Origin of the sequence: Marinobacter sp. W-8 (assembly GCF_044342215.1) — a bacterium.
GTDB classification, from domain to species: Bacteria; Pseudomonadota; Gammaproteobacteria; order Pseudomonadales; family Oleiphilaceae; genus Marinobacter; species Marinobacter nauticus.
In genome coordinates, this window is record NZ_CP172297.1 from 1,362,251 (window position 1) to 1,387,810 (window position 25,560).

The 25,560-nt window shown below is 58.0% G+C and carries 20 protein-coding genes and 2 tRNA genes; 14 read left to right on the top strand and 8 right to left on the bottom strand.

The features are described 5' to 3' along the window. Positions 1 to 18 precede the first annotated feature (18 nt). The 8 genes from ACF8YQ_RS06245 (at position 19) to pelG (ending at position 12,655) form a co-directional block, all read left to right on the top strand. Positions 19 to 834, top strand: a complete 816-nt coding sequence (locus ACF8YQ_RS06245) for an SDR family oxidoreductase (protein WP_396622904.1) — start codon at positions 19 to 21, stop codon at positions 832 to 834. A gap of 118 nt (positions 835 to 952) precedes the next feature. Then, positions 953 to 3,706: a bifunctional glycoside hydrolase 114/ polysaccharide deacetylase family protein gene (locus ACF8YQ_RS06250; protein ID WP_396622905.1), complete on the top strand. Its 2,754-nt coding sequence runs from the start codon at positions 953 to 955 to the stop codon at positions 3,704 to 3,706. Beyond that, positions 3,707 to 6,895 carry a tetratricopeptide repeat protein gene (locus ACF8YQ_RS06255; RefSeq protein ID WP_396622906.1) on the top strand — a complete coding sequence of 1,063 codons (3,189 nt, stop codon included), beginning with the start codon at positions 3,707 to 3,709 and terminating at the stop codon, positions 6,893 to 6,895. It begins immediately after the preceding gene. Next, entirely contained in the window at positions 6,892 to 7,425 is a 534-nt protein-coding gene (locus ACF8YQ_RS06260) for a hypothetical protein (RefSeq protein ID WP_023009908.1), read from the top strand. Before ACF8YQ_RS06255 ends, ACF8YQ_RS06260 begins: the two co-directional genes overlap by 4 nt. Positions 7,426 to 7,430: 5 nt before the next feature. Then, a complete protein-coding gene (locus ACF8YQ_RS06265) occupies positions 7,431 to 8,762 on the top strand; it encodes a PelD GGDEF domain-containing protein (RefSeq protein WP_396622907.1) in 1,332 nt (443 codons plus the stop codon). Further along, a complete protein-coding gene (locus tag ACF8YQ_RS06270) occupies positions 8,746 to 9,744 on the top strand; it encodes a lipopolysaccharide assembly protein LapB (protein ID WP_228223393.1) in 999 nt (332 codons plus the stop codon). Before ACF8YQ_RS06265 ends, ACF8YQ_RS06270 begins: the two co-directional genes overlap by 17 nt. Next, positions 9,741 to 11,279 (top strand): GT4 family glycosyltransferase PelF, encoded by a 1,539-nt coding sequence (pelF, locus tag ACF8YQ_RS06275; protein WP_011785373.1) that lies wholly within the window; start codon positions 9,741 to 9,743, stop codon positions 11,277 to 11,279. Before ACF8YQ_RS06270 ends, pelF begins: the two co-directional genes overlap by 4 nt. After that, on the top strand, positions 11,279 to 12,655 hold the full coding sequence (gene pelG, locus ACF8YQ_RS06280) for an exopolysaccharide Pel transporter PelG (RefSeq protein ID WP_011785372.1): 1,377 nt from the start codon (positions 11,279 to 11,281) through the stop codon (positions 12,653 to 12,655). The genes pelF and pelG overlap by 1 nt, the downstream gene beginning before the upstream one ends. An 18-nt stretch (positions 12,656 to 12,673) precedes the next feature. Here pelG and ACF8YQ_RS06285 read toward each other — a convergent pair whose 3' ends face one another. Then, positions 12,674 to 13,834 (bottom strand): trans-sulfuration enzyme family protein, encoded by a 1,161-nt coding sequence (locus ACF8YQ_RS06285; protein ID WP_396622908.1) that lies wholly within the window; start codon positions 13,832 to 13,834, stop codon positions 12,674 to 12,676. Positions 13,835 to 13,935: 101 nt separating this feature from the next. On the opposite strand from ACF8YQ_RS06285, the gene selD reads away from it, so the two are divergent. Further along, positions 13,936 to 14,973 (top strand): selenide, water dikinase SelD, encoded by a 1,038-nt coding sequence (selD, locus tag ACF8YQ_RS06290; protein WP_224848984.1) that lies wholly within the window; start codon positions 13,936 to 13,938, stop codon positions 14,971 to 14,973. A gap of 67 nt (positions 14,974 to 15,040) precedes the next feature. Here selD and ACF8YQ_RS06295 read toward each other — a convergent pair whose 3' ends face one another. Continuing rightward, positions 15,041 to 16,195: a cytochrome P450 gene (locus ACF8YQ_RS06295; protein WP_396622909.1), complete on the bottom strand. Its 1,155-nt coding sequence runs from the start codon at positions 16,193 to 16,195 to the stop codon at positions 15,041 to 15,043. Between the two features lie 102 nt (positions 16,196 to 16,297). Beyond that, complete coding sequence (gene rnk / locus ACF8YQ_RS06300) at positions 16,298 to 16,684, bottom strand: nucleoside diphosphate kinase regulator (RefSeq protein ID WP_224848978.1); 387 nt, start codon at positions 16,682 to 16,684, stop codon at positions 16,298 to 16,300. Positions 16,685 to 16,991: 307 nt separating this feature from the next. Between rnk and ACF8YQ_RS06305 the strand changes: the two genes are divergently transcribed. Beyond that, positions 16,992 to 17,906, top strand: a complete 915-nt coding sequence (locus ACF8YQ_RS06305; RefSeq protein ID WP_396622910.1) for an AEC family transporter — start codon at positions 16,992 to 16,994, stop codon at positions 17,904 to 17,906. Here the strand turns inward: ACF8YQ_RS06305 and ACF8YQ_RS06310 are convergent. Then, on the bottom strand, positions 17,886 to 18,824 hold the full coding sequence (locus ACF8YQ_RS06310) for a zinc ABC transporter substrate-binding protein (protein ID WP_396622911.1): 939 nt from the start codon (positions 18,822 to 18,824) through the stop codon (positions 17,886 to 17,888). The two genes, ACF8YQ_RS06305 and ACF8YQ_RS06310, sit on opposite strands and share 21 nt — an antisense overlap. A gap of 142 nt (positions 18,825 to 18,966) precedes the next feature. On the opposite strand from ACF8YQ_RS06310, the gene gltX reads away from it, so the two are divergent. From gltX to ACF8YQ_RS06325, 3 genes are all read left to right on the top strand, one after another. Continuing rightward, positions 18,967 to 20,448: a glutamate--tRNA ligase gene (gene gltX / locus ACF8YQ_RS06315; protein WP_396622912.1), complete on the top strand. Its 1,482-nt coding sequence runs from the start codon at positions 18,967 to 18,969 to the stop codon at positions 20,446 to 20,448. Positions 20,449 to 20,564: 116 nt separating this feature from the next. After that, a tRNA-Ala gene (locus tag ACF8YQ_RS06320) sits at positions 20,565 to 20,640 on the top strand. Between the two features lie 7 nt (positions 20,641 to 20,647). Continuing rightward, positions 20,648 to 20,723 (top strand) — tRNA-Glu (locus tag ACF8YQ_RS06325). A gap of 126 nt (positions 20,724 to 20,849) precedes the next feature. Here the strand turns inward: ACF8YQ_RS06325 and ACF8YQ_RS06330 are convergent. Further along, positions 20,850 to 21,704, bottom strand: a complete 855-nt coding sequence (locus ACF8YQ_RS06330; RefSeq protein ID WP_396622913.1) for a 6-carboxytetrahydropterin synthase — start codon at positions 21,702 to 21,704, stop codon at positions 20,850 to 20,852. Here ACF8YQ_RS06330 and ACF8YQ_RS06335 point away from each other — a divergent pair. Further along, complete coding sequence (locus ACF8YQ_RS06335; RefSeq protein WP_396622914.1) at positions 21,696 to 22,403, top strand: NTP transferase domain-containing protein; 708 nt, start codon at positions 21,696 to 21,698, stop codon at positions 22,401 to 22,403. The genes ACF8YQ_RS06330 and ACF8YQ_RS06335 overlap by 9 nt on opposite strands. Here ACF8YQ_RS06335 and ACF8YQ_RS06340 read toward each other — a convergent pair. The 3 genes from ACF8YQ_RS06340 to ACF8YQ_RS06350 form a co-directional block, all read right to left on the bottom strand. After that, complete coding sequence (locus tag ACF8YQ_RS06340) at positions 22,383 to 23,480, bottom strand: response regulator (protein ID WP_396622915.1); 1,098 nt, start codon at positions 23,478 to 23,480, stop codon at positions 22,383 to 22,385. The two genes, ACF8YQ_RS06335 and ACF8YQ_RS06340, sit on opposite strands and share 21 nt — an antisense overlap. Positions 23,481 to 23,531: 51 nt before the next feature. Beyond that, a complete protein-coding gene (locus tag ACF8YQ_RS06345; RefSeq protein WP_396622916.1) occupies positions 23,532 to 24,917 on the bottom strand; it encodes a PEGA domain-containing protein in 1,386 nt (461 codons plus the stop codon). 114 nt (positions 24,918 to 25,031) lie between these two features. Further along, positions 25,032 to 25,493 carry a hypothetical protein gene (locus tag ACF8YQ_RS06350; protein ID WP_011785361.1) on the bottom strand — a complete coding sequence of 154 codons (462 nt, stop codon included), beginning with the start codon at positions 25,491 to 25,493 and terminating at the stop codon, positions 25,032 to 25,034. Positions 25,494 to 25,560: the final 67 nt, after the last annotated feature.

Here is a 25,560-nt window from a genome sequence, read left to right on the forward strand (position 1 = left end):
ATTTGCGGAGCGTGCGGTATGACAGGTGGTAAGGCACACAAGCATTCTGAGAAGCAGGTATACATCACCGGTGGTGCCAGTGGTATCGGCCTGGAACTGGCGCGGACTTACCTGCGTTCAGGAACGGCGGTTACCCTGTTTGATATTCAGCCCACGGAATCCGCAGTGCAGGCTTTGGCGGCCATAGCCAAGCCGGCATCCGTTCGGTCGTTCGCCATGGACGTAACCAAACCGGGTGGAGTGAGAGAGGCCTTTGCATCCGCGGCGGAGTCTTCACCGCCAGACCTGGTTATTCATTGCGCGGGTATTGCCATTGCGGCCGATTTCGAAGCCATAGACGACGATGCCTATGCCCGGGTGATCAACATCAACCTGGTGGGCTCACGCAATGTGGTGGCTGGCGTGCTGCCCCATATGAAAGCGGGGGCGCACCTGGTGATGGTTGCTTCCATGGCCGGCTTGGTGGGCTGTTACGGGTACGCGGCTTATTGTGCTTCCAAATACGGAGTGGTGGGGTTAGCTGAGGTGTTGCGCATCGAGCTGGCAACGCGGAGCATTGATGTCTCTGTGGTGTGCCCTCCGGAAGTGGAAACGCCGATGGTAGAGGCGGAGCGCTTGAATCGCCCCAGGCAAACCGAAGCGCTGAAGTTGATGGCCGGCACCTTGCCTTTGAATGTTGCCGTGGCGCAGATCCGCAAAGGTATCGATCGCCGTCGGTTTATGATCATTCCGGGTTGGCGGGCCAGGGGGCTTTGGTTTACCAACAAGCTGCTCCCGGGGTACTGGACGCGAACGCTGGCCGACTATCTTGTCAGCAGGTCGTCGCATTCGTAGGTTGTTGATGCGGGTGATCATTTTTTGGCCGTTTGATGTATGACCTTTGTCAAGCCCATGGTACCCTAGGCACCTTCTTTCTTTGCTGCCTGTTTGGTTTGTTGGTTGCGCTGCCTCCATGACGTTTTTCAGAGTTCTGACGGTTCTTTCACTCCTTTTCCATGTGCCGGTTTTATCCGCCGAGAGCCCGAGAAATGTTGGCTTTTACTATGGCCACGAGTCACCGATAGGGCCACTGTTTGCCTACGACTGGCTGGTGTTGCAACCGGATCAGGCCACAGATGCCCGGCTGTCTTTGCTTTCCCGGGGCGGCACTGCGCCCCTGGCGTACGTTGCGGTTGACGAGATTGCCAAATCTCACGCGCTTTTCCCGCAAGTAGATCCAGCCTGGATCGTTGGTCGCAATAAGGCCTGGGGGAGCGTGATTCTGGATATCCGCAAACCCGAAGTCCGGCGGTTTCTCGTGGATAAGCGCGTTGTGCCGGCGTTGATGCGAGGCTTTGAAGGGGTTTTTCTCGACACGCTCGATAGTCACCTGATGGTGGAGGCCGGCAAGGTAGACGCATTGAGCTTCGCGCAAGCGCAGGCTGATCTGATCGCCGATATCCGAAATAGGTACCCTGAAGCTGTCATGGTTATTAACCGTGGCTTTCATCTGCCAGCCCGGGCGCTTGATCAGGTGGATGCGCTGGCGTTCGAGTCCTACTTCGAGGGCTTTGATCCAGAGTCGGGTCGCTATCGCCCGGTTCCTGAGGAGCATCGGGAATGGCTGGATGCTCGTATTGCCGAATGGTCGGCGCGATATCCCGAAAAGCCCGTTATTGCCATTGATTACACAGCGACGCCACAGTTGGCTGAAGAAACGGCCCATCGTCTCCGTGACCGGGGCCTTTTGCCGGTGGTCAGTAACCAGGCGCTGGATCGATTAGGCCCGACGTCGCCAGAGACGATACGCCGACAAGTGCTGGTGTTGCATGACCTGCCGCCGCTGCAAGCGGATCAGAGTCAGGCCCACAGCCGTTTGGGCGTTGTTCTGGAATACCTCGGGTTTGTACCGGTATACCGCTCTGCTCTGGAACCTCCTTTATCCGAACCCGTGCTCGACCGGTATCACGGCGTGGTTGTCTGGTGGGAAGCGGGCACGGCTCATAGCCGCCTGTGCCAGTGGCTGGGAAATAGTGTTCAAGACCAGTTGCCATTGGTTTTAATGGGGTTAATGCCCGCAGCTCCTGCCTGTCAGCGACTCGTTTCTGGCCAGCGCATGCGGGTCCCGGAGGGGATGCTGCAGGTTTCTGCACTTCAGGAGACGGTTGGCAGGTTTGAAGGTAATCGTCTGCCGGCGCGGGTTCCTCTGGCAATGCCGCCCGCCATGGATACCTATGAACCATGGATTCTGATTGAGGACAAGAACGCGCGATCCTACTCCCCGGTATTTATTCGCCCGGAAGGGGGCGTTGCGCTGAGTCCGTTTTTGTTTGAGCCAGGGCCAGACAATGCGGCGTATTGGCTGTTTGACCCGGTACGGTTTATGGCCAATGCATTGAAGCCGGAGATTCACCCTGGCGTGGATGCAACGACGGAAGCCGGTCGACGCATCGTCACGGCCCACATCGACGGCGATGGAGCGGTTTCCCGGGCTAACCTGCCTGGAACCCCGCAAGCCATCAAGGTGATCCTGGACAAGATCATCCGCCACTATCCCATTCCCCATACGGTTTCCGTCATCGAAGCGGAAGTCTCGGAGCGCGGGGTCTATCCGGCAGAGAGTCGGGAGGCGTTGGAGACTACGCGGCAGATCTTCCGGGAGCCGAATGTCGAGGTGGCTTCTCATACGTTCAGTCACCCGTTTTTCTGGCGCATGATGGAAGGTGGGGAAGCGCCGACGGCCGAACAGGCCGCCTACGGATATGCCATGGAAGTGCCGGGCTACGAACCGGATCTAAAAAGTGAAATCCCGGGTTCGGTGGCCTTTGTTAACGAGCTGACGCCTGCCGATAAAGCGGTTCGTGTCTTTCTGTGGAGTGGTGATGCCCGGCCCGGTAAAACGGCGTTGCGAATGGTGAGGGAGTTGGGGCTGGTCAACGTCAACGGTGGTAATACCCGGCCGTTGAAATATGATTCTACCCTCGCGGCGGTCTGGCCGGATGCCCGCCTGGTGGGGGATGAGCTACAGGTTCATGCGCCCGTGCTGAACGAAAATGTCTACACTGATCTATGGACAGGCCCGTTCTATGGTTATCGTAACGCCCGGGAGAGCTTCGACCTGCTGGATGCCCCATACCGGTTGAAACCCAGCGGGATCTATTATCACTTTTACTCCGGCACCTACCCGGAATCGATCAAGGCGCTTCATGAGGTCTATCAGCATGCGCTGGACAAGCCAAATTCGCCGCTATACCTGAGCGAATACGCCACGCGGGTCCAGGCCCGCTATTACAGCGTTACGACCAGGGATGACGATGGCGTATACCGCTGGAAAGGGGTGTACACGCCAACGACCGTAACACTGCCCGATTCTCTGTATCCGGATATGAAAAAAAGCACCGGTGTTGCCGGCTTCATCAGGCATGGTCAGCGGCATTACGTTCACCTCACAGGCCCCGGCGCAGCGCTGGCGGTGAGTGAAGTCGCCCCTCAGGGTGTATATCTGGAGTCTGCCAATGCCAGGTTGACCCGTTGGGAGCGCGATCAGGCTTCCGGGGCGACTTCGCGCGTTACTGTGTCGGCAAATGGTCATGTGCCGGTGGAGTTCCGTTTTGGTGGTGCTGAATCCTGTCGAGTGGTAAGTGAGCACCCTGCCACCCGCCTGAGCCCGGTGGCTTTCAGGTTGTCCGGTAAAGTGGTGTCGAACGTTGTGGTGGAGTGTAGCTGAGTGAGGCGAAGCTCTTCCCGTCCCAATCTGTTCGGGGTTCAGGCGTTGGCGGTGATGGGCGTGCTGGCCATTGCGTTGCTGTACGTAGTACACCCGCGGGAGGCGTTTTTTGACCAGATCGGCAGCCTTGAAAAGCCGGATGCGCTCTCCCTGGCTTACCTCACCGTGTTGCTGAATTCTGATTCTGATAATAAAGAGTTGCGCTATCGGCTTGCCCAGATGCAATCGGATGTTGGTGAATCCGAACAGGCCATGGCAACGTTGAGCCCCTTGCTCCATGAGCCGACAGTGTCGCCGAAAGCCGTGGAGCTGGCCTTGACGTTGGCCATTCAGAAACTGGCGGCTGCGACTGATGAGCCTACCCGCGCTGAGCGAAAGGCTGACCTGCTGGTTCTGGTTGAGCGGCTGCTTGGGGGCGCAGGTGCCCATCCCCGCGTACACAGGAGCGTCGAGACGGTGCTAGGCTGGCTCACGCCGGATGAGCAATTGAGTTTGCTGCCGACGTTGATCTCATCATCGGAGGGGCAAGACCGGTTGTGGTTAGTGATGTCGCTAGGACATGCTCAGGTCGCTGCCGGGGACCCGGCAGACGCTGCGGAAACCCTTGCCGGGATTATCGACCAGCTACCCGCTGAGGAGCAGGACAAAGCGGCCAGGGAACTGGTGCGACTATACCTTGCCTCAGGTCAACCCGTCCGCGCGCTGGATACCTTTCAGGCTCGGAATCTGATGTCTCCCGGAGCCGAGGGACTGCAAGAGGCCATTCAGTTGGCCCGATTGGCGGGCAAAGACGGTCTCGAACGACAATGGCTAGAGTCGTTGATGCGACAGTATACGGCCGATATCACCGAACTCCGTCGTTTGCGAGCCCTGCAGTTGGGCCAGGGATATCTGGCCCAGGGGGCAATGACGGCTGAGCGCGTTGCCGGGATGCCGGCGGCCGTGGTTGAGGATCGAATCTGGGCCGCAAGGGTGTGGGAGTGGCGAGGGCAGCCGGAGAAAGCCCTGGCCCGCTGGCAGTCGCTTTATCTTTCTGCCGGTCACCCCGAGGCAATGCAGCGCGCAACAGCGCTTGCTCAGGAACTGTTTCGTTGGCCTGAACTGGTGAAAATTCTCGAGACGGCGAGGGCAAGAGGTGAGCTTGGGGCCGATGGTTACCTTGTGCTTGGTGATGCCTATACCAGAGCGGTGGAACTGGACAAGGCGGTTGCGGTTCTTGAGGAAGCACAGCGAAAGTATCCCTCCGTCGCTGGGTTCAAGGACCGCCTGTATCAGTTGTACGTTAACAACAATCGTTATCTCGACGCCATTGCCCTGTTTGAGCGGCAGGATGTGCTCAGTGAGGGAGATCGATTGGTTCTGGCCAATCTGTATTGGCGAACCCGGCGCGTAGAGCGGGCGTTCGAAACCCTGTCGGTATCGTTCCAGAATCCGGATTTCGCTGCAGAGGCAGAGCTGATGCGGCTGGATCTTCTGACTATGCTGGGGGATGTCGACAAGATTCGGGCTGAGTATTCGCAATTGATGGCTGGTTCCTGGCGGCAGCATGGACCTGGTGTGGCGGATCGGCTGATCGGCCTGGCCGCGCAGTTCGGGGATTATGAGCGTGTTGCGGAACTCGCCCGTTACCGGTTTCAACGTACCGGGAATGCCCGTTACATTCCCATTCTTGCCGATGCACAGGCGAATACGGGGCAGTGGGAGGCGTTGGAGCGTACGCTGGCACAGTGGCGGTCAGACCCGGCCCACCGTCAGGATGGCCTTTACTGGACATTCCGGGGGCGACTGTTTGAGCAGCGGGGCAAGGCTGATGACGCAGAGAAGGCCTATCGACAGGCGCTGCGTCTGAATCCTGGAAGCGAGGACATCCTCAGCGCGTGGGGCTGGCTGCTGGTGGCAGAACCTCAGCGCGAGAGCGATAAGCTGAATGCCATTCTGACAGAACTGTCATCGCAATCCGGGCAGAGACAGTATGCGTTGCTTGCGTATGGATACTCGGCACTTGGTCAGGATAAGCGGTCCAGGTACTGGTTACAGAAGTGGCGAACGGAGAATGCCGTTGAGCCCCGCGCCCTTGAGGAGCAGGCGGGTCTCGCCCAGAGTCTTGGCGATCAGGCGAGTGCTTTTCATCTCAGACGTCTTGCCGCTCGACAGGTTCCTCGACGCGTCGAGCCAAGAACCCCGTCACGGCAAAGAAGCCCTGATGAGCTTTCCTCCGGATACAGGGTGCAACCGGTGTTTGGTTCCGAGAACCGGGCTGCCCAGTTGGGCTGGCAGCAGGAGCGCATCAGCGACATGGCTGTGAATCATTGGTTCGGCGCTTGGGACTACAGTTCGGAACGCTATCGGCTGACCGGGCGAGCGGCCCGCGTTGATGCCAGCGACGACACGAGATTCAGGAAGGCTCCCGAACCGTCCAGGGAGGCCATGATCGAACTTCAGAATAACGCCACAGATTGGCTGTTTACGGCTGGGCTTGGGCACGTGGGGCGTCTTGACGGCGATGAATTGCGTACAAAGTTTGAGGCCCGGTTCCAACCACTGGGCCGGTGGCAGATGGCAGTGGGGTATCATTCGGGGGAGCGTTCGACCGATTCGGCAGAAGCCTGGTGGCTGGTTTCCAGGGATCGCGCTTCGTTTGAGGGCCTTTACCAGCCAGACAGTCGAACGACCGTTGGGGCGCGGTTAGAATCACTGTCATTTGATGTCGGTTCGCAAAGTAGCGTGGCGGAGGGGCAGCGGCTTGAGGTATTCGGTAGTCATCTCTTGGCTCGCCGTTATCCGGATTGGAGTGTGCGCGCGGAGTATGTGCTGCAGGATCTGAATCGACTAGAACGCCTGGAAGGCTCAGTGCAATCGCTGTTTGAACGACCGCTCCAGACCGGTGAATTGCTCACCGAACACTACGAGCGCCTGTCTGTCGGTATGCGGTGGCAAGAGCATTCACCTCACTCATTGCTCGAGCAACAGGCTCAGCCGGGCTGGTTCCTGGATGTGAACACCGGCTATGTTCTTTCCACCGATACCGTCGAGTACGGGCTTGGCGGCGGTGTAAGCTGGTCGCTATTCGGGGATGACGAGATCGCACTATCTGCCGGCTATGCGTCGGATAGTCTGAGTGGAGCCAGCTCGCTGGACGCACGTGTTACCTATACCTTGTTTTTCAAAACTGCGGGAGAAAACCGATGATTCTTTTTCGACCTCTGCTGCTGGGGCTACTGTTTGTCGCCCTGAGCGGTTGTTCTACCCTGATCACTGAATCGGGCGACACGCCTGTCAGCCTGGCGGAGCAAGTGGCGGTTGTGCCTTTTGTGAATCTCTCGGAGACCCCTCAGGCTGGTGATCGGGCCGCCAGTATCGCGGTTGCCATTCTGCGCGCGGAGGGGGCTGGCCGGGTAGAGCTGTACTTGCCCGAAGACCAGAACCCACTGATGTATGAGAGTCAGGCTCGTCAGGCTGAAGCGATGGACATGGCGGATCGGGACGGGGCTGATCTGATCGTCACGGGAACGGTGGAAGAATGGCGTTATAAGGCGGGGTTCGACAGCGAACCGGCGGTTGGCGTGACAATGATTGTCAGACGCTCTGGCAGTAACGCTATCGTCTGGTCCGGAACAGCAGCTCGCACGGGATGGGGGCGGGAGAGTCTCGGAACGGTTGGGCGTGAGGTGCTTCAGGATCTCATTGATGCCATGCCTTTGGTTCGCGGCGAAGACTGATACTGATGCAGGACACCCGGGCAACTACGACAGTGGCACAACCGGGGCACGCCACCGAGGTGCATGGCTGGCTGAAATGGCTGGAAGTCGTTCTGGTCACAGGCCTGTTTCTCGCGGCAGGCTTCTGGCTGCGACCTGACGACCCGCTCCACGTTGGCAATACGTTTGCGTGGCCGGTTCTGGCGCCCTTGTTGATCGGCCTGCGCTACGGCTTTTTCCCGGCGTTGATGTCGAGTCTGTTGGTGCTGCTTGTGGCCGGGTGGCACTATGACAAGGCCGCTGCCACGGCCTACCCATGGGGATGGGCCGCCGGCATGCTGGCATGTGGGCTGCTGGCCGGGGAGTTTCGGGACTACTGGGAACGCCAGTTGCGCCGGGCCAACGCAGTTAATGAATACAGTCTCCAGCGCCTGGAAGAATTTACTCGCAACTTCTACCTGATGAAGGTGTCCCATGATCGTCTCGAGCAACAGTTAGCCGGGAGCTCCGGCAGCCTGCGGGAAGCACTGAGACGACTGTATGGCGAACTGTCCCAGACCCGCTCTGAGGGTTTGAATGAAGAAAGCGCGGCCCTGATGCTGCGGGTTCTGGCTCGATACGGCCAGCTCCAGACGGCCGCCATACTGGCAGTGGAAGGAAACCGAAACATTCAACCGAAGGCGCTGGCAACGGTTGGTGACTATGAGGCGGTTTCGGAGTCCGATCCGCTGATTCGATATGCCATGCAGGAAAGAACACTGGTGTCGGTGCAGACAGAGTTCCGCAAACACCTGAAAAAACTGGATACCGATCTGCTGGTTGTGATCCCTCTCATTAGTTCTACCGATGACCTGGTGGCGCTCTGTGTGGTGGAGTCCATTCCATTCTTCAGTTTCCAGAACCGGACGCTTCGTTTGATGGCGATTCTTGCCGGGCATATGGCGGATATGCTGTGCCAACGGGATCAGACGATGGCAGGTTCTCATGAATGGCAGAGCCTGTGTTCCCAGGCGCGTCGCGCAGCCAGAGATGCAGAGGCCTTTGGCTTGCCTTCAGTGCTGCTTAAGCTGCAGGTGAACGAGCAGGATCTGGCAACCCTCGCGGACAGGATGACCGGCTTGCTGCGGGGGCTTGATGTGATTGCCGTTAACCGAGCGAACGAGAGCCCCAGCGTGGTCCTGTTGATGCCACTGACCGATGAATTGGGGCTTGCCGGGTATCTGCATCGACTGGAACTGGATATCCGGGAAAATGCGGGCCGTTCACTGTGGGATTTTGCCAGTCAGCAGTCACTGGTGGTAAAGACGGAAGCTCAGGTCGCAGAGTGGCTGTCTCGTGAGGGTGGCGCGATTGACTAGCTACTGGTTGTTACCGTTTGGACTGGTCTCAGAACTGGGTGGTGCGGTTGCACTGTTTACCGGTGAGGATTCGGTTCGGGCAGTGGGTGGTTATGTCGTTGCCCATGCTTTGTCTTGCGTGGTGTTTACGCTTGCTCTGCTGGTCCTCATGCCTCAACGTTACCGAAAACAGCGCTGGCGGCCCGCAGTCTTTCTGTTTTCGCTGCAGTTTGCGATTCCCCTGGTGGGCAGTCTTGGCGTGTTTGTCGGTATTCTGCTCGCGCTGTATCTCCCGCGCTCGAACCGGGAACTCCCGTGGCAGCAGGTGCCCATCCCTGAGTTGCCTTTCCGGCCTACCGATATGGGCAGTCAGGTTGTCTATACCGAGGGTGGTTTGCGCCAGGTTCTGAGAGAGGCGAGTGATCCGGGTAAACGCCTGAAAGCTTTGTTGGCCAGCCGACAGATGGAAGGCCGGGAGGGAGTTGATATTCTCCGGGAGGCACTCAAGGATCCGGTTGATGATGTCCGGCTGCTGGCGTATTCCATGCTGGAGCAGAAGGAAAAGGCACTGGTGCAGGAGGCTGAGCGCCTGCAGAGCCAGGTGACGGAAGCCGCTGACCCGAAAGCGCTCGAGCGCATGAATCGCCGTCTGGCACAAACCTGGTGGGAAACCGCCTATCTTGGATTGGCTCAGGGCAGTCTCAGGCAGTACTACCTGGAAAAGTCGCGGGACCTCCTGGTGAAACTGGTTGCCACCTATGACGAGCCCTCGGACTGGCAGCTCCTGGGGCGGGTGGAACTGGCGTTGGGGCGGCCCGAAGAAGCACGTGATGCCTTCGAATTCGCTATTGATAATGGCGCCCGTCAGGAACACATCCTGCCTTATCTTGCTGAAATCGCGTTTCTGGCCAAGGACTACCAGCGGGTCAGGTTCTATCTGGCCCGGTGCGCCCATGGTCACAATCATCCGGCGATCACTCCTCTTCTCGAAGCCTGGTTATGAGTTTGTTCAAACGAAAGCAGCCGTATATCGCGGACATCGCATTGCTGTTAGAAGGCACCTATCCGTTTATACGGGGAGGCGTGTCTTCCTGGGTACACCAGATGATCTCGGGACTTCCGGAATACCGGTTTGCCCTGGTTTTTCTGGGGGGCGATCCCAGCCATTACGGAAAGCAGCAATACACCCTGCCGGATAATGTCACCCATCTGGAGTGCCACTACCTGATGGACACCCAGGTTCGGGAAAAGCCGAGGCCGAGGGACGGAAACAAGCGGGCCTTCCAGAGTCAGCGGCGGCTGCACGAGAGTTTCAAGGCCAATGAGGCGGTGCCCGAGGAGGTGCTCACGCAGGTATTCAGAGACCTGGGTGAGACCGGGGGGATTACCCGCAAGGATTTTTTGTACAGCCGGGAGAGCTGGCAGGTCATTGAAGACAGTTTCCGTGCCTACTGCACCGAACCCTCTTTTGTTGACTATTTCTGGACTATCCGAACGATGCACGCGCCGCTGTTTACGCTGGCAGAGATTGCGAAGAACATGCCCAGGGTAAAGATGGTGCACTCTATCTCAACCGGGTATGCCGGTCTCCTCGGTGCAATGGTGAGCGACCGATACCGTATACCTTACCTGATCAGTGAGCATGGCATTTACACCAAAGAACGAAAGATCGATCTATCCCAGGCACAATGGATTGACGATCCGGAGGACCAGGTGAGTGCGGCACTTAACGACCAGTTGGGCTATATCCGGCGTCTCTGGATACGCTTCTTCGAGGTGGTGGGAAGGCTGGCTTACCAGAAGGCCGACAGCATTGTCTCGCTGTATTCCGGTAACCAGGCTCGCCAGCACCAGGACGGGGCTTCGCCGGAAAAAACCTGCATTATCCCGAACGGGATCGATCCTGAGCGTTTCCGGGAACCACGGGAGCAGCGGTCGGAGGCCATTCCCAAGGTGCTTGGGCTGGTTGGCCGCGTCGTCCCGATCAAGGACATTAAAACCTTCATCCGGGCGATGAGAAGCGTCTCGGAGCAAGTGCCCGAGGCTGAAGGGTGGATCGTCGGGCCGGAGGATGAAGACCCCGCCTATGTCGCTGAGTGTCGCAATCTTGTGACCAGCCTGGGATTGGAAGGCCGCGTTAAATTCCTGGGTTTTCAGAATGTCAGCGAGATTTTGCCCCAACTGGGTTTGATGGTGCTTACCTCGATCTCCGAGGCGTTGCCGTTGGTCATACTTGAGGCCAATGCCGCGGGGCTGCCGTGCCTTGCCACGGATGTCGGCGCCTGCCGTGAACTCATTGAGGGAATGAGTGATGAGGATCGGGCTTTGGGTGCCTCGGGCGCTGTCGTTCCGATCGCCGACCCTGAAGCGACAGCCAGGGAAGCGATTCATCTGCTGACGGATAGTGAGGCCTGGCGGGCAGCCCAGGCCGCGGGGTTGGAGCGGGTGTCACGCTATTACACTTTGGACAGTATGTTCGATCAATACCGCCTCCTCTATGAGGCGTCGTTGAATCCGGCGAGTGGGGGAGAGCGTTAGTGGCGGGTATCGGTTTTGAGCTGAGGCGAATACTCCGGCGGGAAAGCTTTGTGAACCTCCTGGGTGCCTATGGTCTGGCGGGCATCATCAGCTCGGGGCCCTGGGTGCTGTCGGTACTCGGGGTTATGATCATCGGGGTCCTGAGTTTTGCGCTCGAGGCAAATCAGGGATTCGTGGTCCAGTTTCTGGTGTCGGTCACCTATCTGATGGCGTTCTCGCTGATTCTCTCCGGGGTGTTTCAGCACGTTTTCACGCGCTGGGTCGCAGACAGGCTCTACGAGTCCAAGCGTAACCTGATACTGCCCAACCTCATGGGGGTTATCTGGGTTTCAACCGCCGCGTCTTTCATGCTCGGCGTTGTTGCTGCTATCTGGTTTATGCCGGGCACCAGTTATCTATACCGGCTCCTGATGCTGGCGAATTTTGTGGTGCTGTGTAACCTCTGGCCGGTTACCATTTTTCTCTCCAGCATGAAGTCCTATCGTCGTATTGTTGTTGTCTTCGCGCTTGGGTATCTGGTTGCTATCGTTGCCTCGGTGCAGTTGCGTGATTTCGGCATTGAAGGGTTTTTGCTGGGGTTGCTGCTGGGCCACAGCCTTTTGTTTTTCAGTTTCTTTTACACCATCATCCGCCAGTATCCGGGTACCACGCTCATCCGGTTTGACTTCACCAGGCGTGCCCAGATCTTTCCCACCCTGATCTTTACCGGGCTGCTCTTCAATGCTGCGGTATGGGCCGACAAGCTGATCTTCTGGTTTGTGCCGGAAACCTCAGAGCCGATTATCGGGCTTTTGAGAGCGTCGATTATCTATGACATTCCCATTTTTCTTGCCTACCTTTCGATCATCCCCGGTATGGCGGTTTTTCTGGTGCGAATGGAAACCGATTTTTCCGAAGCATACGACCGGTTTTATAACGCCGTTCGTGAGGGCGATACCCTGGAGCGAATCAACCGGTTTCGGGATGACATGGTTCTGGTCGCCAGAAACGGCATTTATGAGATCATCAAAGTGCAGGGAATGACGGTGATCATTCTGTTCCTGTGGGGGGAGGAAATTCTCTCTGCCCTGGGTATCTCCACACTGTACCTTCCACTGTTCCACATTTTCCTGATTGCGGTGGCCATGCAGTTGATTCTTCTTGCGATACAGAATGTACTGTTTTATCTCGATGCCCGGGGGATAAACCTGATTCTTTGCGCCCTGTTCCTCGGTACCAATATCGTATTCACACTGATCACCATTGAGTTGGGCGCCGCCTTTTACGGATACGGCTATGCGGCGGCTACCCTGGTCTCAGCTCTGGTTGGACTGGCGCTGCTGTCCCGCAAGTTCGATGAACTTGAGTACGAAACCTTCATGCTACAGGGGCGTTAACACCCTTGTGTAAGGGCATCATTCAGGTCCTGTATCCAGATCGGCTGCATCCTCGAGCCCGACTGACAGACGCAGCATGCCATCGCCAATGCCCCGTTTGAGGCGCTCTTCCCGGCTCAGGCCGTGATGGCTGGTGGCGCTCGGTTGGCTCACCAGGCTTTCTACGCCGCCCAGGCTGGTGGCGAGCAGGAAGACTTTCAGGGAGTCCGCCACTTTTTCGGCTGCCTGCTGGCCACCGTCCACTTCAATACTGAGCATGCCGCCGAAGCCGGTCATCTGCTGTTTGGCCAGGTCGTAGCCTTCGAAGGAAGGCAGGCCCGGGTAGTGTACTTTGGTGATTCTCGGATGTTGTTCCATCGCTTGAGCGATTGCCATGGCGTTCTCGTTGTGTTGGCGCACTCGTAATGGCAGCGTGCGCAAGCTGCGGGAGAGCAGGGCGGCGGTTTCCGGGGCAATCAGCTGGCCCAGGTTCTTGCGCCAGGCGACCACGGGTTTTGCCAGGCTTGCAGAGGTCATCAGGGCACCGGCGGTCAGGTCGCTGTGGCCACCCAGGTATTTTGTGGCGCTGTGCAAGACGAGGTCTGCGCCCAGTTCCAGCGGTTTCTGGTTGATGGGGCTGGCGAACGTATTGTCCACCGCCACCAGCGCGCCGCACTGATGGGCCGTTTCAGCGATGGCGCGAATGTCCAGGATCGCCATGTTCGGGTTGGCCGGGGTTTCGAAATAGACCAGCTTGCCCGGTTCGTTCAGTGTTTCCGCCAGTTGGTTCTGCTCTTCACGGAACAGGAAAGTCACTGGAATCCCCAGCGCCTGGCAGTGATTCTTCAGCAGTTCCTGGGTGCCGCCATACAGATCGCCCACGCACACAATTCCGTTACGGCCATGGGCCAGAAGAGTGGCCGAAATTGCCGCCATACCGGAGGCAAACCCCAGGGCTACTTCTGCGTTTTCCAGCCCGGCCAGTCCCTGCTCCAGTTCCTGAATGCTCGGGTTGGTGCCCCAGCGAGTGTACAGGTTACCGTCGCTTCGCCCCTCAATCACATCCAGTAGGGCTGCCGTATTCTCAAACCGGTAGGTGGTGGTGTTGTAAACCGGCGAGTAGGGGCTGCCGAAGGCATCCTTATGGCGGCGATTGTGGATGATGCGAGTCGCGGGGCCTTGGTTGTTCGGGGTGGTCATGGTGGTTCCTACGCATTTGGTGGCCGGAGAGTGAGCTGCATTGTAGACTGTTGCGTATCCTGACGATAACCGACTTGCTCAACCGAAAGAAGGAAGACGCTTTGTCCATCAAATTGACCCAGTTCAGCCACGGTGCCGGATGTGGCTGCAAGATTGCTCCGGACGTTCTGGACCGCATCCTTCACACTGACGCTCCCGAATTTCATGATCCGCGACTGCTGGTGGGCAACAGCAGCCGAGACGATGCTGCGGTTGCCGATGTGGGTAACGGCCTTGGCATTATCAGTACCACCGATTTCTTTATGCCGGTGGTGGACGACCCGTTCGATTTCGGCCGCATTGCTGCCACCAACGCCATCAGCGATGTCTATGCCATGGGCGGAAAGCCGGTGATGGCCATCGCGATTCTGGGCTGGCCGGTCAATGAGCTGGAACCGGAAATTGCCGCCAAGGTGATCGATGGTGGGCGCGCAGTGTGTGCCGAGGCGGGTATTGCCCTGGCTGGTGGCCACAGCATCGACTCACCGGAGCCGATTTTCGGGCTGGCGGTGACTGGCCAGGTAGCTGTTGACCGTATTATCCGCAACGACACTGCTCAGGCGGGCGATTTGCTGTATCTCACCAAGCCACTGGGCGTTGGCATTCTCACCAGTGCTTCCAAGAAAGGTAAGGTTACTCCTGAAGACCTGGCCGTGGCGGTGGAGAGCATGGCAACCCTCAATAAGGTTGGCGAAGCGTTTGCCGAGGTGGATGGTGTCAATGCCATGACTGATGTCACTGGTTTTGGTCTTGCCGGGCATCTGTTGGAAATCTGCCGGGGTAGCGGGCTGAAGGCCACGGTTAGCCGCAAGGCCGTGCCGGTGCTGCCAAACCTGCAGCCGTACATTGATGCCGACTGCATTCCGGGCGGCACCCACCGCAACGCTGCGGCGTTCGGTAAGGCTGTTTCCGGCATGACAGACGCCGACAAGCTGCTGTTCTGCGACCCGCAAACAAGCGGTGGCTTGATGGTCAGCGTAGCTGAAAACAGCAGGGAAGCCTTTGAAGCCATCGCCCGAGAGCATGGGCTGGATCTGCAGCCTCTGGGGCGCCTGGAAGCCGCGGGCTCCGATGAAAGCCTGGTGTTTATCGAAGACTGATCCCAGCGTACTTTAAAGCCGCACCGGAGTTACTCCGCTGCGGCTTTTCTGTTTTTCAGTGTGGCATTTACCGGAATACCAGCGGCAGAGCGTTGAATCCGCCCGTAGGGAACATCGCCCGCTCAGGCGGTTCGCCTGCCACTGGTTCGATAGTGTCGATCTGCTTCAACAACTCTTCCATGAAAACTCTCAGTTCCATTCGCGCCAGCGGTGCGCCCGGGCAGATATGAATGCCAGCGCCGTAGAGCAGGTTCTTCGCGGCGTTCTGGTGCGGGCAGAACTGGTCCGGGTTGCCGAAAGTATCTTCGTCCCGGTTGGCAGATGCCCAGAGAAGGGTGATTTTCTCGCCGGCGGGAATGGTTCTGCCACCTATCTCGACCTCTCGGGTGGTCACACGGCGGTTGGAAATGAGTGGGGCGTCCATGCGCAGGATTTCGTCAATGGCTTCGGGGAGCTGCTCTGGCGCGGCCTTAAGGTTGTTCAGCAACTCGTGGTGGTGGGCCAGATAGTTGGTCAGTATCGAGATGCTCGCAGAAATGGTCGCGAGTTCGCCGACTGTCCAGTTGCGCAGGAGGCTGACCAGCTCTTCGTCGGTCATGGGTTGGCCATCGATTTGCTCACGCATTAATTGGGTGGTGACATCATCTGGTGCGGGCTCCTGGGTCCGGCGCCGTGAGTTCAGAAGGTCGCGGATGTACCCGTCAAACTCTTTAGCAACGTCGGCCATGGCGGCACGGTCGCGGGCGAGGGTTGCCCGGTGATTTTTCATCACCCACTCGGCTAGCGGTTGATGCAGGCTATCCGGCCAGCCCATAAACGCGCACTGAATCTGTAGTGCAAAGGGGCGGCTTAGAGTGTTGACCACATCCAGCGGCTTGTTTTTGTTCAGGGATTGCACCAGCGCCCGGGCAACATCCCGGCATACCGGTTCAAAGCGTGCCATGGGCTCGGGGGCAAAATAGGGTTCGATGGCCTTGCGGTAAGGGGTGTGTTCGGGCGGGTCCATGCCATTCGGTACGGACAGGTGCGCGGAGACGGCGTTACTGAAGGTGTGATGATCCTCCAGTGCCCGCATGACATCGGCATGGCGAAACAACGTCCACTGCTGGTAATCACTCCAGGCTACCGGGCATTCCTTGCGCATGGCATCGTAGGCGCGGATCTGGTCCGTCTGAACCTCGGCTGATCTGGGGTCCCAGTCTTCGTGGTGCTGCTCTGCCATACGGCCTCCTGGTCTGTCGGTTAGCATTGATGAAATGCTACCACCGGAGGCCGTTCTGCCTTTGGAGAAATATCAAGTCCTGATATTTGTAAAGGAAAGTACTTATGGGTTTCGGGTAACACCGATCACTTTCAGGTGGATGGGCTTGCGGCCTTTCATGGGCCATTCGATGCTGCTGCCAATGCTCAGCCCCAGCATGGCGGCACCGGCCGGTGCCAGTATCGAGACTTTGTGATCGGCGTCGCCTACCTCATGGGGGTATACCAACGCCACTTCGTGCTCCTCGCCGGTGTCTTCGTTCAGAAAACGCACTCGGGAGTTCATGGTCACCACGCCCTCCGGCATGTCGGCCAGCGGTTTCATGTCGGCACGGCTGAGTTCGTCTTCCAGCCCGTCGGCCACGTCAGACTGGCCGGCGACCCGCTCAAGCAAGGTGCTGAGGCGGTTGTAATCTTCTTCTGAAACAGTGATAGGTGGCAATTCAGCCATAGGAATCTCCAGGTAAACAATCGATTGTTGGTTAGGCGCTGAATCCGGATGGGGAAGAGGAGGATTCAGCGAAATCAGAGGCGGATGGCAGCCCTGCCGGTGTTCCCGAAGGAGGACCGCAGTGCCAGAGAAATCGTGTAATTGCCTGAACGCAGAGTGTTCACGGGAATTGCACTTCGCCTTTAGAGTTGAAGAAACTCTGAATCTACCCCCGGGTGAGGGAAATGGCAACTGCGAACTTGCCGAAGATCTGTGCTAGTGTCTTGCACCTGTGAACGGGCTGGTGTCTGGTTGTCGGGAGGTGGTGATGCCAATGGTGGTTCAGGCTTTGATTCCTGTCTTCGTGCTGATCATGCTGGGCCATGGCTTGCGCCGCGTGGACTTTCCCGGAGGTGATTTCTGGCCCCGTGCGGAGCGCTTCACCTATTACGTGCTGTTTCCTGCCATGCTGGTGTTCAAGCTTGGGCAGGCCCGGCTGCCTCCTTCCGCCTACGGTGATACGGCGATGCTGATTGTCGCCATGCTGCTGGCTATGACGCTGGTGCTGGTGGCTGCACAGTGGCTCTGGGGCTGGTCCGGGCCGGTGTTTTCATCGGTATACCAGGGTGCGATTCGTTTCAATTCCTACGTGGGCCTGGCCGCGGGTGGCATGCTCCTGGGGGATGATGGGCTCTCGCTCACGGCTATCGCCGTAGCCTTTATGGTGCCGTTGTTGAACCTGCTGTGTATTCTGATGTTCGCTCTGGTAGCAGGGCGAGAGCAAATCAATCTGGCGGCGGTGATTCGGGCGATTGTCACCAACCCGTTGATCGTCGGTTCGGTCATTGGCGTGCTCTGGAGCTATTTTCAGGTAGGGTTTCATCCCTTGCTGGCGGGCATACTGGAGCCGTTGAGCAATCTGGCGCTGCCGATGGGGCTGATGTGCGTGGGGGCTGGCTTGCAGCTCAGTGCCCTGCGTGGCGGTTCGGTTCCATTTATTGTGTCGTCGGCCCTGAAACTGGTGGCGTTTCCCCTGATGACGGCGGGCCTGGCCTGGATGCTCGGGCTGGAAGGGCTGCTGGTGCAGGTGGCGGTGCTGCTGGCAGCCTTGCCTACTGCCACGTCGGCCTACATTCTGGCGCGCCAGCTTGGTGGGGATGCGCCGCTGATGGCAGGGATCATCAGCGGGCAAACCCTGTTGGCGATGGTCTCTATTCCGGTGCTACTGAGCCTGCTCTGGTAAGCACTTGAGAACCGCATCGGCCACAGATTGCTGAAACTCGATGTAGCCTGCCGGTGTCGATTCAATGTCGGTTGCCAGCGGGTCCCAGGTGCTGAAGGTGACGTTCAGTCCTTCGGTAATGGAACGCCACCACTGGCGGTTGAATTGGGGCTCGGTCAGCAGGCACGGGTGATTGGCAGCTTCGAGCTTGGCCTGAACATCGGCGATGTGTCGGGCGCCAGGGGAAAGTTCCGGGTTCAGGGTCAGAACGCCTTCCAGCGTTAGCCCATAGTGCTCGGCGTAGCGAGTAAAGGCATCGTGATACGCGAACAGGCTGACGTTATCCAGGCCTGCAAAGCTCGCACGAATACTCTGCTCTTTGTTGAGCAGTTCGGTTTGAAAACGCTCCAGGTTGGCATTCAGCTGCTCGGGGTTTGCGCCCTCAAGTTCGGCCAGTGCATCCCGGATATCTTTCGCCATGTCCACCGCCAGCAACGGGTCTACCCAGATGTGCGGGTCTTCGCCGTCGCCGTGATCGTGGTGATGGGCTTCGGATTCGTGATCATGCCCATGGTGGTCATGCTCATCATGATGCTCGTCGTGCTCAGATTCACCACCTTCGTTCTCCAGGAAAGCCACCGCCCGCCCGGCGAACTCCTTGCCACCGAGCAGACGGTTGAGGAAGGTTTCCATATCCGGGCCCACCCAGAAGATGACATCCGCCTGTTCCAGGGCACGCCGTTGAGAGGGCTTCATGCTGTAGTTGTGGGGGCTGGAACCGGGTGGTACCAGCGTTGAAACCTCTACGCTGTCACCCGCGACGGCTTTGACCAGAAGCTCAACGGGTTTAATGGACGCAACCACATTGGTCGCGGCGGCGGGTGTTGCGATAGCCAGGGCTGAGAGTGCAATGGCCAGGCGGGTGATTTTCTGCGGCATGGTGTATCGAATCCTGCATATGCGTGAAACGTTATAATATAACAATATTTGTCGCGGATGCAAAAGCCGCCCATGCGAAACCGCAGGATGGTCGCTATAATGCGCCCTTTATAAATCGGCCACTTATTTTCAGGATGGTTTCATGACAGTACGCACCCGAATTGCCCCGTCGCCCACCGGCGATCCACACGTTGGTACCGCCTACGTGGCCCTGTTTAACCTTTGCTTTGCTCGCCAGCACGGTGGCCAGTTCATTCTGCGCATCGAAGACACCGACCAGGCCCGCAGTACCGCTGAATCCGAGCAGGATATTCTGACTGCGTTGCGGTGGCTGGGCCTGAACTGGGACGAAGGTCCCGACGTTGGCGGCCCCCACGGCCCGTATCGCCAGTCTGAGCGCAAGCACATGTACGGTCAGTATGCCGAAGACCTGGTCACCGCCGGCCATGCTTTCTATTGCTTCCGTACACCGGAAGAGCTGGATGCCATCCGTGAAGAGCGTAAGGCTCAGGGCCTGAATCCTGGCATCAAGGGCGATCTGGAGTTGCCGGAAGACGAGGTGAAGCGCCGTCTGGATGCGGGTGATCCGTACGTTATCCGTATGAAAGTGCCCGATGAAGGCGTGTGTGAAATTCAGGATATGCTCCGGGGTACCATCGAGATCGACTGGGCCCAGGTGGACTGCCAGATTCTGTTGAAGTCTGATGGTATGCCCACCTATCACCTGGCCAACGTGGTTGATGACCATTTGATGGGCATTACCCACGTGCTGAGAGGTGAGGAATGGATCAATTCCGCGCCCAAGCACAAGCTGCTGTACCAGTACTTCGGCTGGGACATGCCGGAGCTGTGTCACCTGCCGCTGCTGCGCAACCCGGACAAGAGCAAACTGTCCAAGCGCAAGAACCCCACCAGCATCAACTTCTACGAGCGCATGGGCTTCTTGCCGGAAGCTGTAACCAACTACCTGGGCCGTATGGGCTGGTCCATGCCGGACGAGCGTGAGAAATTCACTCTGGATGAGATGATTGAGAGCTTCGATATCCAGCGTGTGTCCCTCGGTGGCCCGGTGTTTGATGTGGAGAAGCTGCGCTGGCTGAACGGCCAGTGGATTCGCGATGAGCTGAGCGACGAGCAATTCATGGAGCGCATGCACCAGTGGTGGTTCAACCGTGACGACCTGCAAGCGCTGGTGCCGCACATCAAGGGCAGGGCAGAGGTGTTCTCTGACGTTGCCCCTATGGCCCAGTTCATGTTCAGCGGCATGCTGAACCTGAAACCGGAGGACTTTGCCCATAACAAACTGGATGAAGGCCAGATCAAGCGCGTGCTGCAGTTTGCCCTTTGGAAACTGGAAGCTCAGCGCCACTGGAGCAAGGACACTATCTTTGCCGACATCAAGGCGCTGGCGAAAGCCATGGACCTGAAGATGGGCGATTTCATGTTCTCGATCTTTGTGGCCATTGCCGGGACGCCCAACTCCTGGTCGGTGATGGACTCCATGGCGTTGCTTGGCCCGGACATGACCCGCTCCCGTTTGCGTCATGCCCTTGAGGTTATGGGGGGCTTTTCCAAGAAAGAAACCAAGAAAGTGGAGAAGGAATACGCCGCTCTGGGTGTTTGATGAGCGGTTTGTTGGTTAATTGAACGATGCGAACAGGGATGTTCAAAAAACTTTAAAAAAAGCGGAATCGGGTGTTGACGCCCCAAGGGCGGATCCTTAATATACGCATCCGTTGAGGGGCCATAGCTCAGCTGGGAGAGCGCAACACTGGCAGTGTTGAGGTCAGCGGTTCGATCCCGCTTGGCTCCACCAATTTCTAGTCCCCTTCGTCTAGTGGCCTAGGACTCCGCCCTTTCACGGCGGCAACAGGGGTTCGAACCCCCTAGGGGACGCCAATTAGGCTTGACGGTTTAGTCCACCGGATAGCCATCAAAAAAACCGCCTTCGGGCGGTTTTTTTGTGTCTGAACGAATGGTCGGCGGGATTCGCGCCGTTTAGGGCGCCAATCCCGGATGGCCGGTTCAGGCTCGTATGGCGATAGCGCCTTTGCCCACTCCCTCGTAGGCTTTTACCCGGATTTCCTCTCCGGAGAACTCCGCTTTCAGTTTGTCCGCAATGTGGGCGGCAATCAGCTCTACGGTTGTGTCCGTTTCCAGCATGTATACCCGGTGCTCAGGCAGTGTCAGGGCAAACTCTCCCTGGTTGGCTTCATACTCGAAGGTGATATAGCCAATGCCATCCTCGCCCACGAACCGGCGAGCCACGTCTTCTTCCGTGCCCACATAGATATCCTGCCAGAGCTTCGCCCAGCGTTCTTCCAGGTCATAGGCCCGGTGTCCGTTGCGGTCAATGCGTATCGGGGAGCGATGCCCATGGGCAATGCGCTGGCAGTTGCCCAGGTGCTTTTTCAGGCCGTGAACATAGTGGTAGTAAGCGCCTTCGATGACTTCTTCGCGCAGATTGATGTCGACGGAGATAACATTGCCGGGCAGGACGGCTTTCAGCTCTTTCTCCAACAGGGCTGCCACGGCAGAGGGCACGACCCGGTCTGAGGACAGCCAGACAACGGCTTCGTCCGGTGAGCTATGCTCGATGTGGCCGCCGCCAGTGAGTGCCCATCGGAAGGTGTTGGGCGCGTCCTCGTTCCATTGCAGGCCTTCGTAGCCCCGGGGAATCACCAACCGGTGGTCTACCCGTTCGTCAATCACCCGTTTAATGGTGCGCTTGACGTTGCTGAAGTCAAAGACCATGCCCTGGTCGTCCAGTTCTCCTCCCAGCACCACATCGGCAATCCAGCTTTCGCCAACCAGTCCTCGAGCGGGATCCAGATAGGCGAAATCAATCACAGTGAGGTTGTCGACAAAGAGATGGTTCATGGAGGGTCCGGTGTGGTCAGGTTGCATGATGGCGGAATTCTAGCAAAAATCGCTGCATTCAGCAGTTTCAGGGGGCGCATCATAAACGCGAATCATAGCAGCAAGGATCCGCAGTTTCCGGCATTAGTGCTGGCAGCTGGCCAAGCGAGACGAATGGGGCGCTACAAACAGGTCTTGAAACTGCCTGATGGCGGTTCATTGCTGGGGCACGCCATTGGTCAGGCGCGGCAGCTATCGGCGCAGACGTGGGTGGTGGCTGGCGCAGGTTACCCTCTGGTGCGTTTTCGCTGCGATCGGCAACCGGCGCGCTGGGTAGTTAACGAGCGTTGGCGTGAGGGCTTGTCGACGTCGTTGATTGCCGGCCTGCAGTCGCTTTCTCCCACTGCTTTGGGCGTGTTTGTGGTGTTGGCAGACCAGCCCTTGCTGGATAGGGGAGGGCTCAGGCGATTGTCCGCAAATGCCCGGCGGCAGCCTGATGTGCCCTGGGCAGCCAGTTATGGCAAGCGGGTAGGTGTGCCAGCCTGGATTCCAAAAGTGCTCTGGGAGGATCTGTTATCGCTGGAAGGCGATGCGGGGGCTGGGGCGGTTCTGAACCGGGCCGGAGCCTGCCCGGTTGACATAGCCGGGGTGCAACAGGACGTTGACACCCCTCAGGACTGGCGGCAGGTCCGTGGGCAATTAGCCGAACAGGCCGGATAACCAGGCGATTCCTACGCTGAAAATACCCAGACTGATGGCCAGGCCAACGGTATAGATGCGCGAGTTGGCCGAGCGTTGCTGAGACACGTACAGATCGATGGTGCGCTGGGCAATGTCCTCGGCGGTCTCCCGGGAAATCTCGTGGGCCTGCTGAATGGCTTCCGACTGCAGGGTTTGCCAGAACTCGGTATCGATGGTTTGTACGCTGGTAATGTGATCCTTCAGCTCTGCCATGTGCTCCGAGGTGAACCCGGCGTTTTTGGACAGCTCTTTTTTCAGGGAGGTAAGTTCGCGACCCAGGTTCAGGTTCACTTCGGCAGCCACTTCGTCGCGCAGGTTGCGGGTGCGTTCATCCAGCATCTTGCTGAGTGACTCCAGGCGCTCCTCGATAGTGGCTTCCTGCTTGCTGCGGGTTTCATCCAGCGCACGCTTGAGGTGATCGAACTGCTCGTCGAAAAGAGAGCTGAGCAGTTCATGCAGCCGGTTGTTGATATGAGTCTTGACCGCCGAGCGGGCAATCTGCTCAATCAGGTCGCTGGTCAGAGGCACCACATTCGGGGCGCTGTGACCGTTCAGGCTGCTTTCAGCTTTTGGCGACAGTTGCACAGAGGCATCCTCCGGAAAGTCCATGGGTTCTTCATCTGACTCGCGCAGGTCATGGCCGTTCATTTCAGCAGGTGCTTCTGGCACGTTCCCCTGCTCGACGTCACTGGCCAGTTGCTCCAGCATCAGGTTGAGACCTTCGTTGTGAGGCGGCTTGGTAAGGATGTTGTACACACCAAAGTTGCGCGCCTCTTCCATAAAGGACGAGGATTTCTTGGAGGTACACATGATGATCGGAATACCGGCCGTTTCCGGGTTGTTTTTGATGGCCTTGGTGGCTTCCACGCCATTCATGCCGGGCATCAGGTGATCCATAAAGATTACGTCTGGCCGGTCGTGGCTCTTCAGGAAATCCAGCGCTTCTTCTGCTGATCCCGCCATGTTCACTTCCATGTCCCGACTCTCTAGCAGTTTGCTTAGCGCAAACCTGGCAACTTTGGAGTCGTCCACCAGCAGAGCATTTTTGATTGCCATGTCACTACCTCAACCTGTTACTGCAAACGCGTGGGTGCTGCGACCGGGTGATTACCAGCCTTCCAGTTGCGGGCACTGGGTTGCCCGATAACTCTTTTCCCGATAACAGACACCGGGTTCCGTGGTGCGGGCGGTAAACACTTCGCCGGCCGCGGTTGTCAGGCGAACCTGTCCATAGGGTTCGCCATGGCGGAAAGTAGCCTCGATGGAGCTGCCGTTAGGGTTGCGCAGCAGGCCTTTGCCGTGGAACTTGCCTTCCATGTACTGGCCATCGTATTTCTTTCCGTCAGCAAAGACTTCAGAGCCCTTGCCATGAAATTCGCCGTTGGAGAATTCGCCCTCGTAGGAGCGTCCGTCCGGGTAGGTGAGGGCGCCCTGGCCGTGGAATTCATCATTCCGAAAGCCACCAACGTACAGCATGCCATCGGCAGTGGTCAGGGAACCATGGCCATTCATGCGGCCCTGCTCCCAGTTTCCGGTCAATATGTCGCCGTTGGCCAGGGTAAGCGTGCCCTTGCCGTGGAACTGATCGTTCTGGAACTGGCCGGTATAAGTCGTGCCGTCTGCGGAGCGCCAGCGCCCCTCACCGTGCCGTTCGCCCTGTTTCCAGTCGCCCTCGTAGCGGCTTCCATCGGCGTACCAGGCGGTACCGGAACCATCAAACTCGGCGTCCACGAAGTGGCCTTCATAACGCAGGCCGGTGCTATCTTCCCAGGTGCCATCACCAGTGGTGACGCCGCCGCGCCATTCACCATTCCTGTAGCTTACGGTGGTGAAGGCTTCCAGTTTGCCGACCAGCGTGAGTTCGTCGCCGGCTTCCAGTGCCACTGAATTGCTCCAGGATTGGTATCCTGGCTTTTCGATGGTGATGTCATAGCGGCCGGGGTCCAGCTCCAGGTCCAGGCGGGTGGCGCCATAGGATTTACCGTTGATCGTAACCTGATCGCCCACCACGTTGGAGCGTAACACCAGGGTGCCGGTTTTCGGAGGCTCGGGCGCCGGTTTTGTCTCCGGCACGTCGCGTTGGGAACGCATAGCCGAAACCGGTTCGGCCATGGCCAGCATTTCCGGGTTTTCGGGCATTGGTTCAACGGTGAACGGTTCGCTGTTTGCTGCTGTTTCGGTCTGTTCGCCGGTGGCCTGAAGCGCGTTATCGACGGGCTGCGGCGTCTCCGGAGTGTCTGCCAATGGTGTCTCGCGGGTATCAGCAAACAGTGGCTCTTCAGCCTCAGGTGCCGGTGTTTCGGCTTCAATCCGGGTTGTGGGTGCTGTCGCGGCTGAGGTTTCCGGCGCGGTGGCATGCTCCACGGTTTGCGCCAGAGCCGGAGCTGTGGTCTCGGTGGTATCCAGATCTTTGCGAACCGATGCGAATCCGGCGGTAACCAGAAGCATGAGCGCAAGTGCATTGATGAACAGCAGCGGCCTGAAATCGACCATGACAAAACCTCGTGATCCAAGTGTTCCGGATGCTTTGTTATGGATTCATCTTAACCACTGTCTGCAACGTTATGTAACAGAAAGTGTCTGAACTTGATCAGAATGCCGGTCGTATCACACTTTGTCCGGAAGCTGATCATGGTTAAGTTGCTCCCAGGACTTCATGTATACATCGGCTTCATATTGATAGGGTGACCGGAACGGGGTCAGCACAAAATCGAAAATCAGGAAAAAGGAGCCGATCGACAGCCAGGCGATCATCAGGGTGCTGATGGTCGTGGCCTGTTCTTCCGGATTGGAGTTGACGAACTCCTGAAGTAAAGGGATCAGGTCGCCGGCCATGACCACCGGGTTGAAGCTGGCCAGCACAAAGGGTAGCCAGAAGGCAATGAAGATGGGGAAGAAGCCGTAAGACCACAGCACACGCCGTAACAGGTAGATGGCAACTTCCCGCCAGAATCGCTGTCGAATCTCGGGAACTTTGCGGATTCGCTCCAGATACTGGCGCCTTTCGGCCCACCAGGCGGCAACTTCCGGGGCGTCGATATGGGATTTGTCTGGGCTGCGGTCTGTCATGGATTGGCAGGCTACCTTGTTGAGTCTGTTCCGTGCATGATATCCGATACTACGTGTTACCCTGTAA

What these genes read in the sequence shown, in the direction of transcription:
- ACF8YQ_RS06245 (WP_396622904.1), top strand. Translation starts at nt 19, where the DNA reads ATGACAGGTGGTAAGGCACACAAGCATTCTGAGAAGCAGGTATACATC.
- ACF8YQ_RS06250 (WP_396622905.1), top strand. Translation starts at nt 953, where the DNA reads ATGACGTTTTTCAGAGTTCTGACGGTTCTTTCACTCCTTTTCCATGTG.
- ACF8YQ_RS06260 (WP_023009908.1), top strand. Translation starts at nt 6,892, where the DNA reads ATGATTCTTTTTCGACCTCTGCTGCTGGGGCTACTGTTTGTCGCCCTG.
- ACF8YQ_RS06265 (WP_396622907.1), top strand. Translation starts at nt 7,431, where the DNA reads ATGCAGGACACCCGGGCAACTACGACAGTGGCACAACCGGGGCACGCC.
- pelF (WP_011785373.1), top strand. Translation starts at nt 9,741, where the DNA reads ATGAGTTTGTTCAAACGAAAGCAGCCGTATATCGCGGACATCGCATTG.
- ACF8YQ_RS06285 (WP_396622908.1), bottom strand. Translation starts at nt 13,834, where the DNA reads ATGACCACCCCGAACAACCAAGGCCCCGCGACTCGCATCATCCACAAT.
- ACF8YQ_RS06295 (WP_396622909.1), bottom strand. Translation starts at nt 16,195, where the DNA reads ATGGCAGAGCAGCACCACGAAGACTGGGACCCCAGATCAGCCGAGGTT.
- rnk (WP_224848978.1), bottom strand. Translation starts at nt 16,684, where the DNA reads ATGGCTGAATTGCCACCTATCACTGTTTCAGAAGAAGATTACAACCGC.
- ACF8YQ_RS06305 (WP_396622910.1), top strand. Translation starts at nt 16,992, where the DNA reads ATGCCAATGGTGGTTCAGGCTTTGATTCCTGTCTTCGTGCTGATCATG.
- ACF8YQ_RS06310 (WP_396622911.1), bottom strand. Translation starts at nt 18,824, where the DNA reads ATGCCGCAGAAAATCACCCGCCTGGCCATTGCACTCTCAGCCCTGGCT.
- gltX (WP_396622912.1), top strand. Translation starts at nt 18,967, where the DNA reads ATGACAGTACGCACCCGAATTGCCCCGTCGCCCACCGGCGATCCACAC.
- ACF8YQ_RS06335 (WP_396622914.1), top strand. Translation starts at nt 21,696, where the DNA reads ATGGTTCATGGAGGGTCCGGTGTGGTCAGGTTGCATGATGGCGGAATT.
- ACF8YQ_RS06330 (WP_396622913.1), bottom strand. Translation starts at nt 21,704, where the DNA reads ATGAACCATCTCTTTGTCGACAACCTCACTGTGATTGATTTCGCCTAT.
- ACF8YQ_RS06340 (WP_396622915.1), bottom strand. Translation starts at nt 23,480, where the DNA reads ATGGCAATCAAAAATGCTCTGCTGGTGGACGACTCCAAAGTTGCCAGG.
- ACF8YQ_RS06345 (WP_396622916.1), bottom strand. Translation starts at nt 24,917, where the DNA reads ATGGTCGATTTCAGGCCGCTGCTGTTCATCAATGCACTTGCGCTCATG.
- ACF8YQ_RS06350 (WP_011785361.1), bottom strand. Translation starts at nt 25,493, where the DNA reads ATGACAGACCGCAGCCCAGACAAATCCCATATCGACGCCCCGGAAGTT.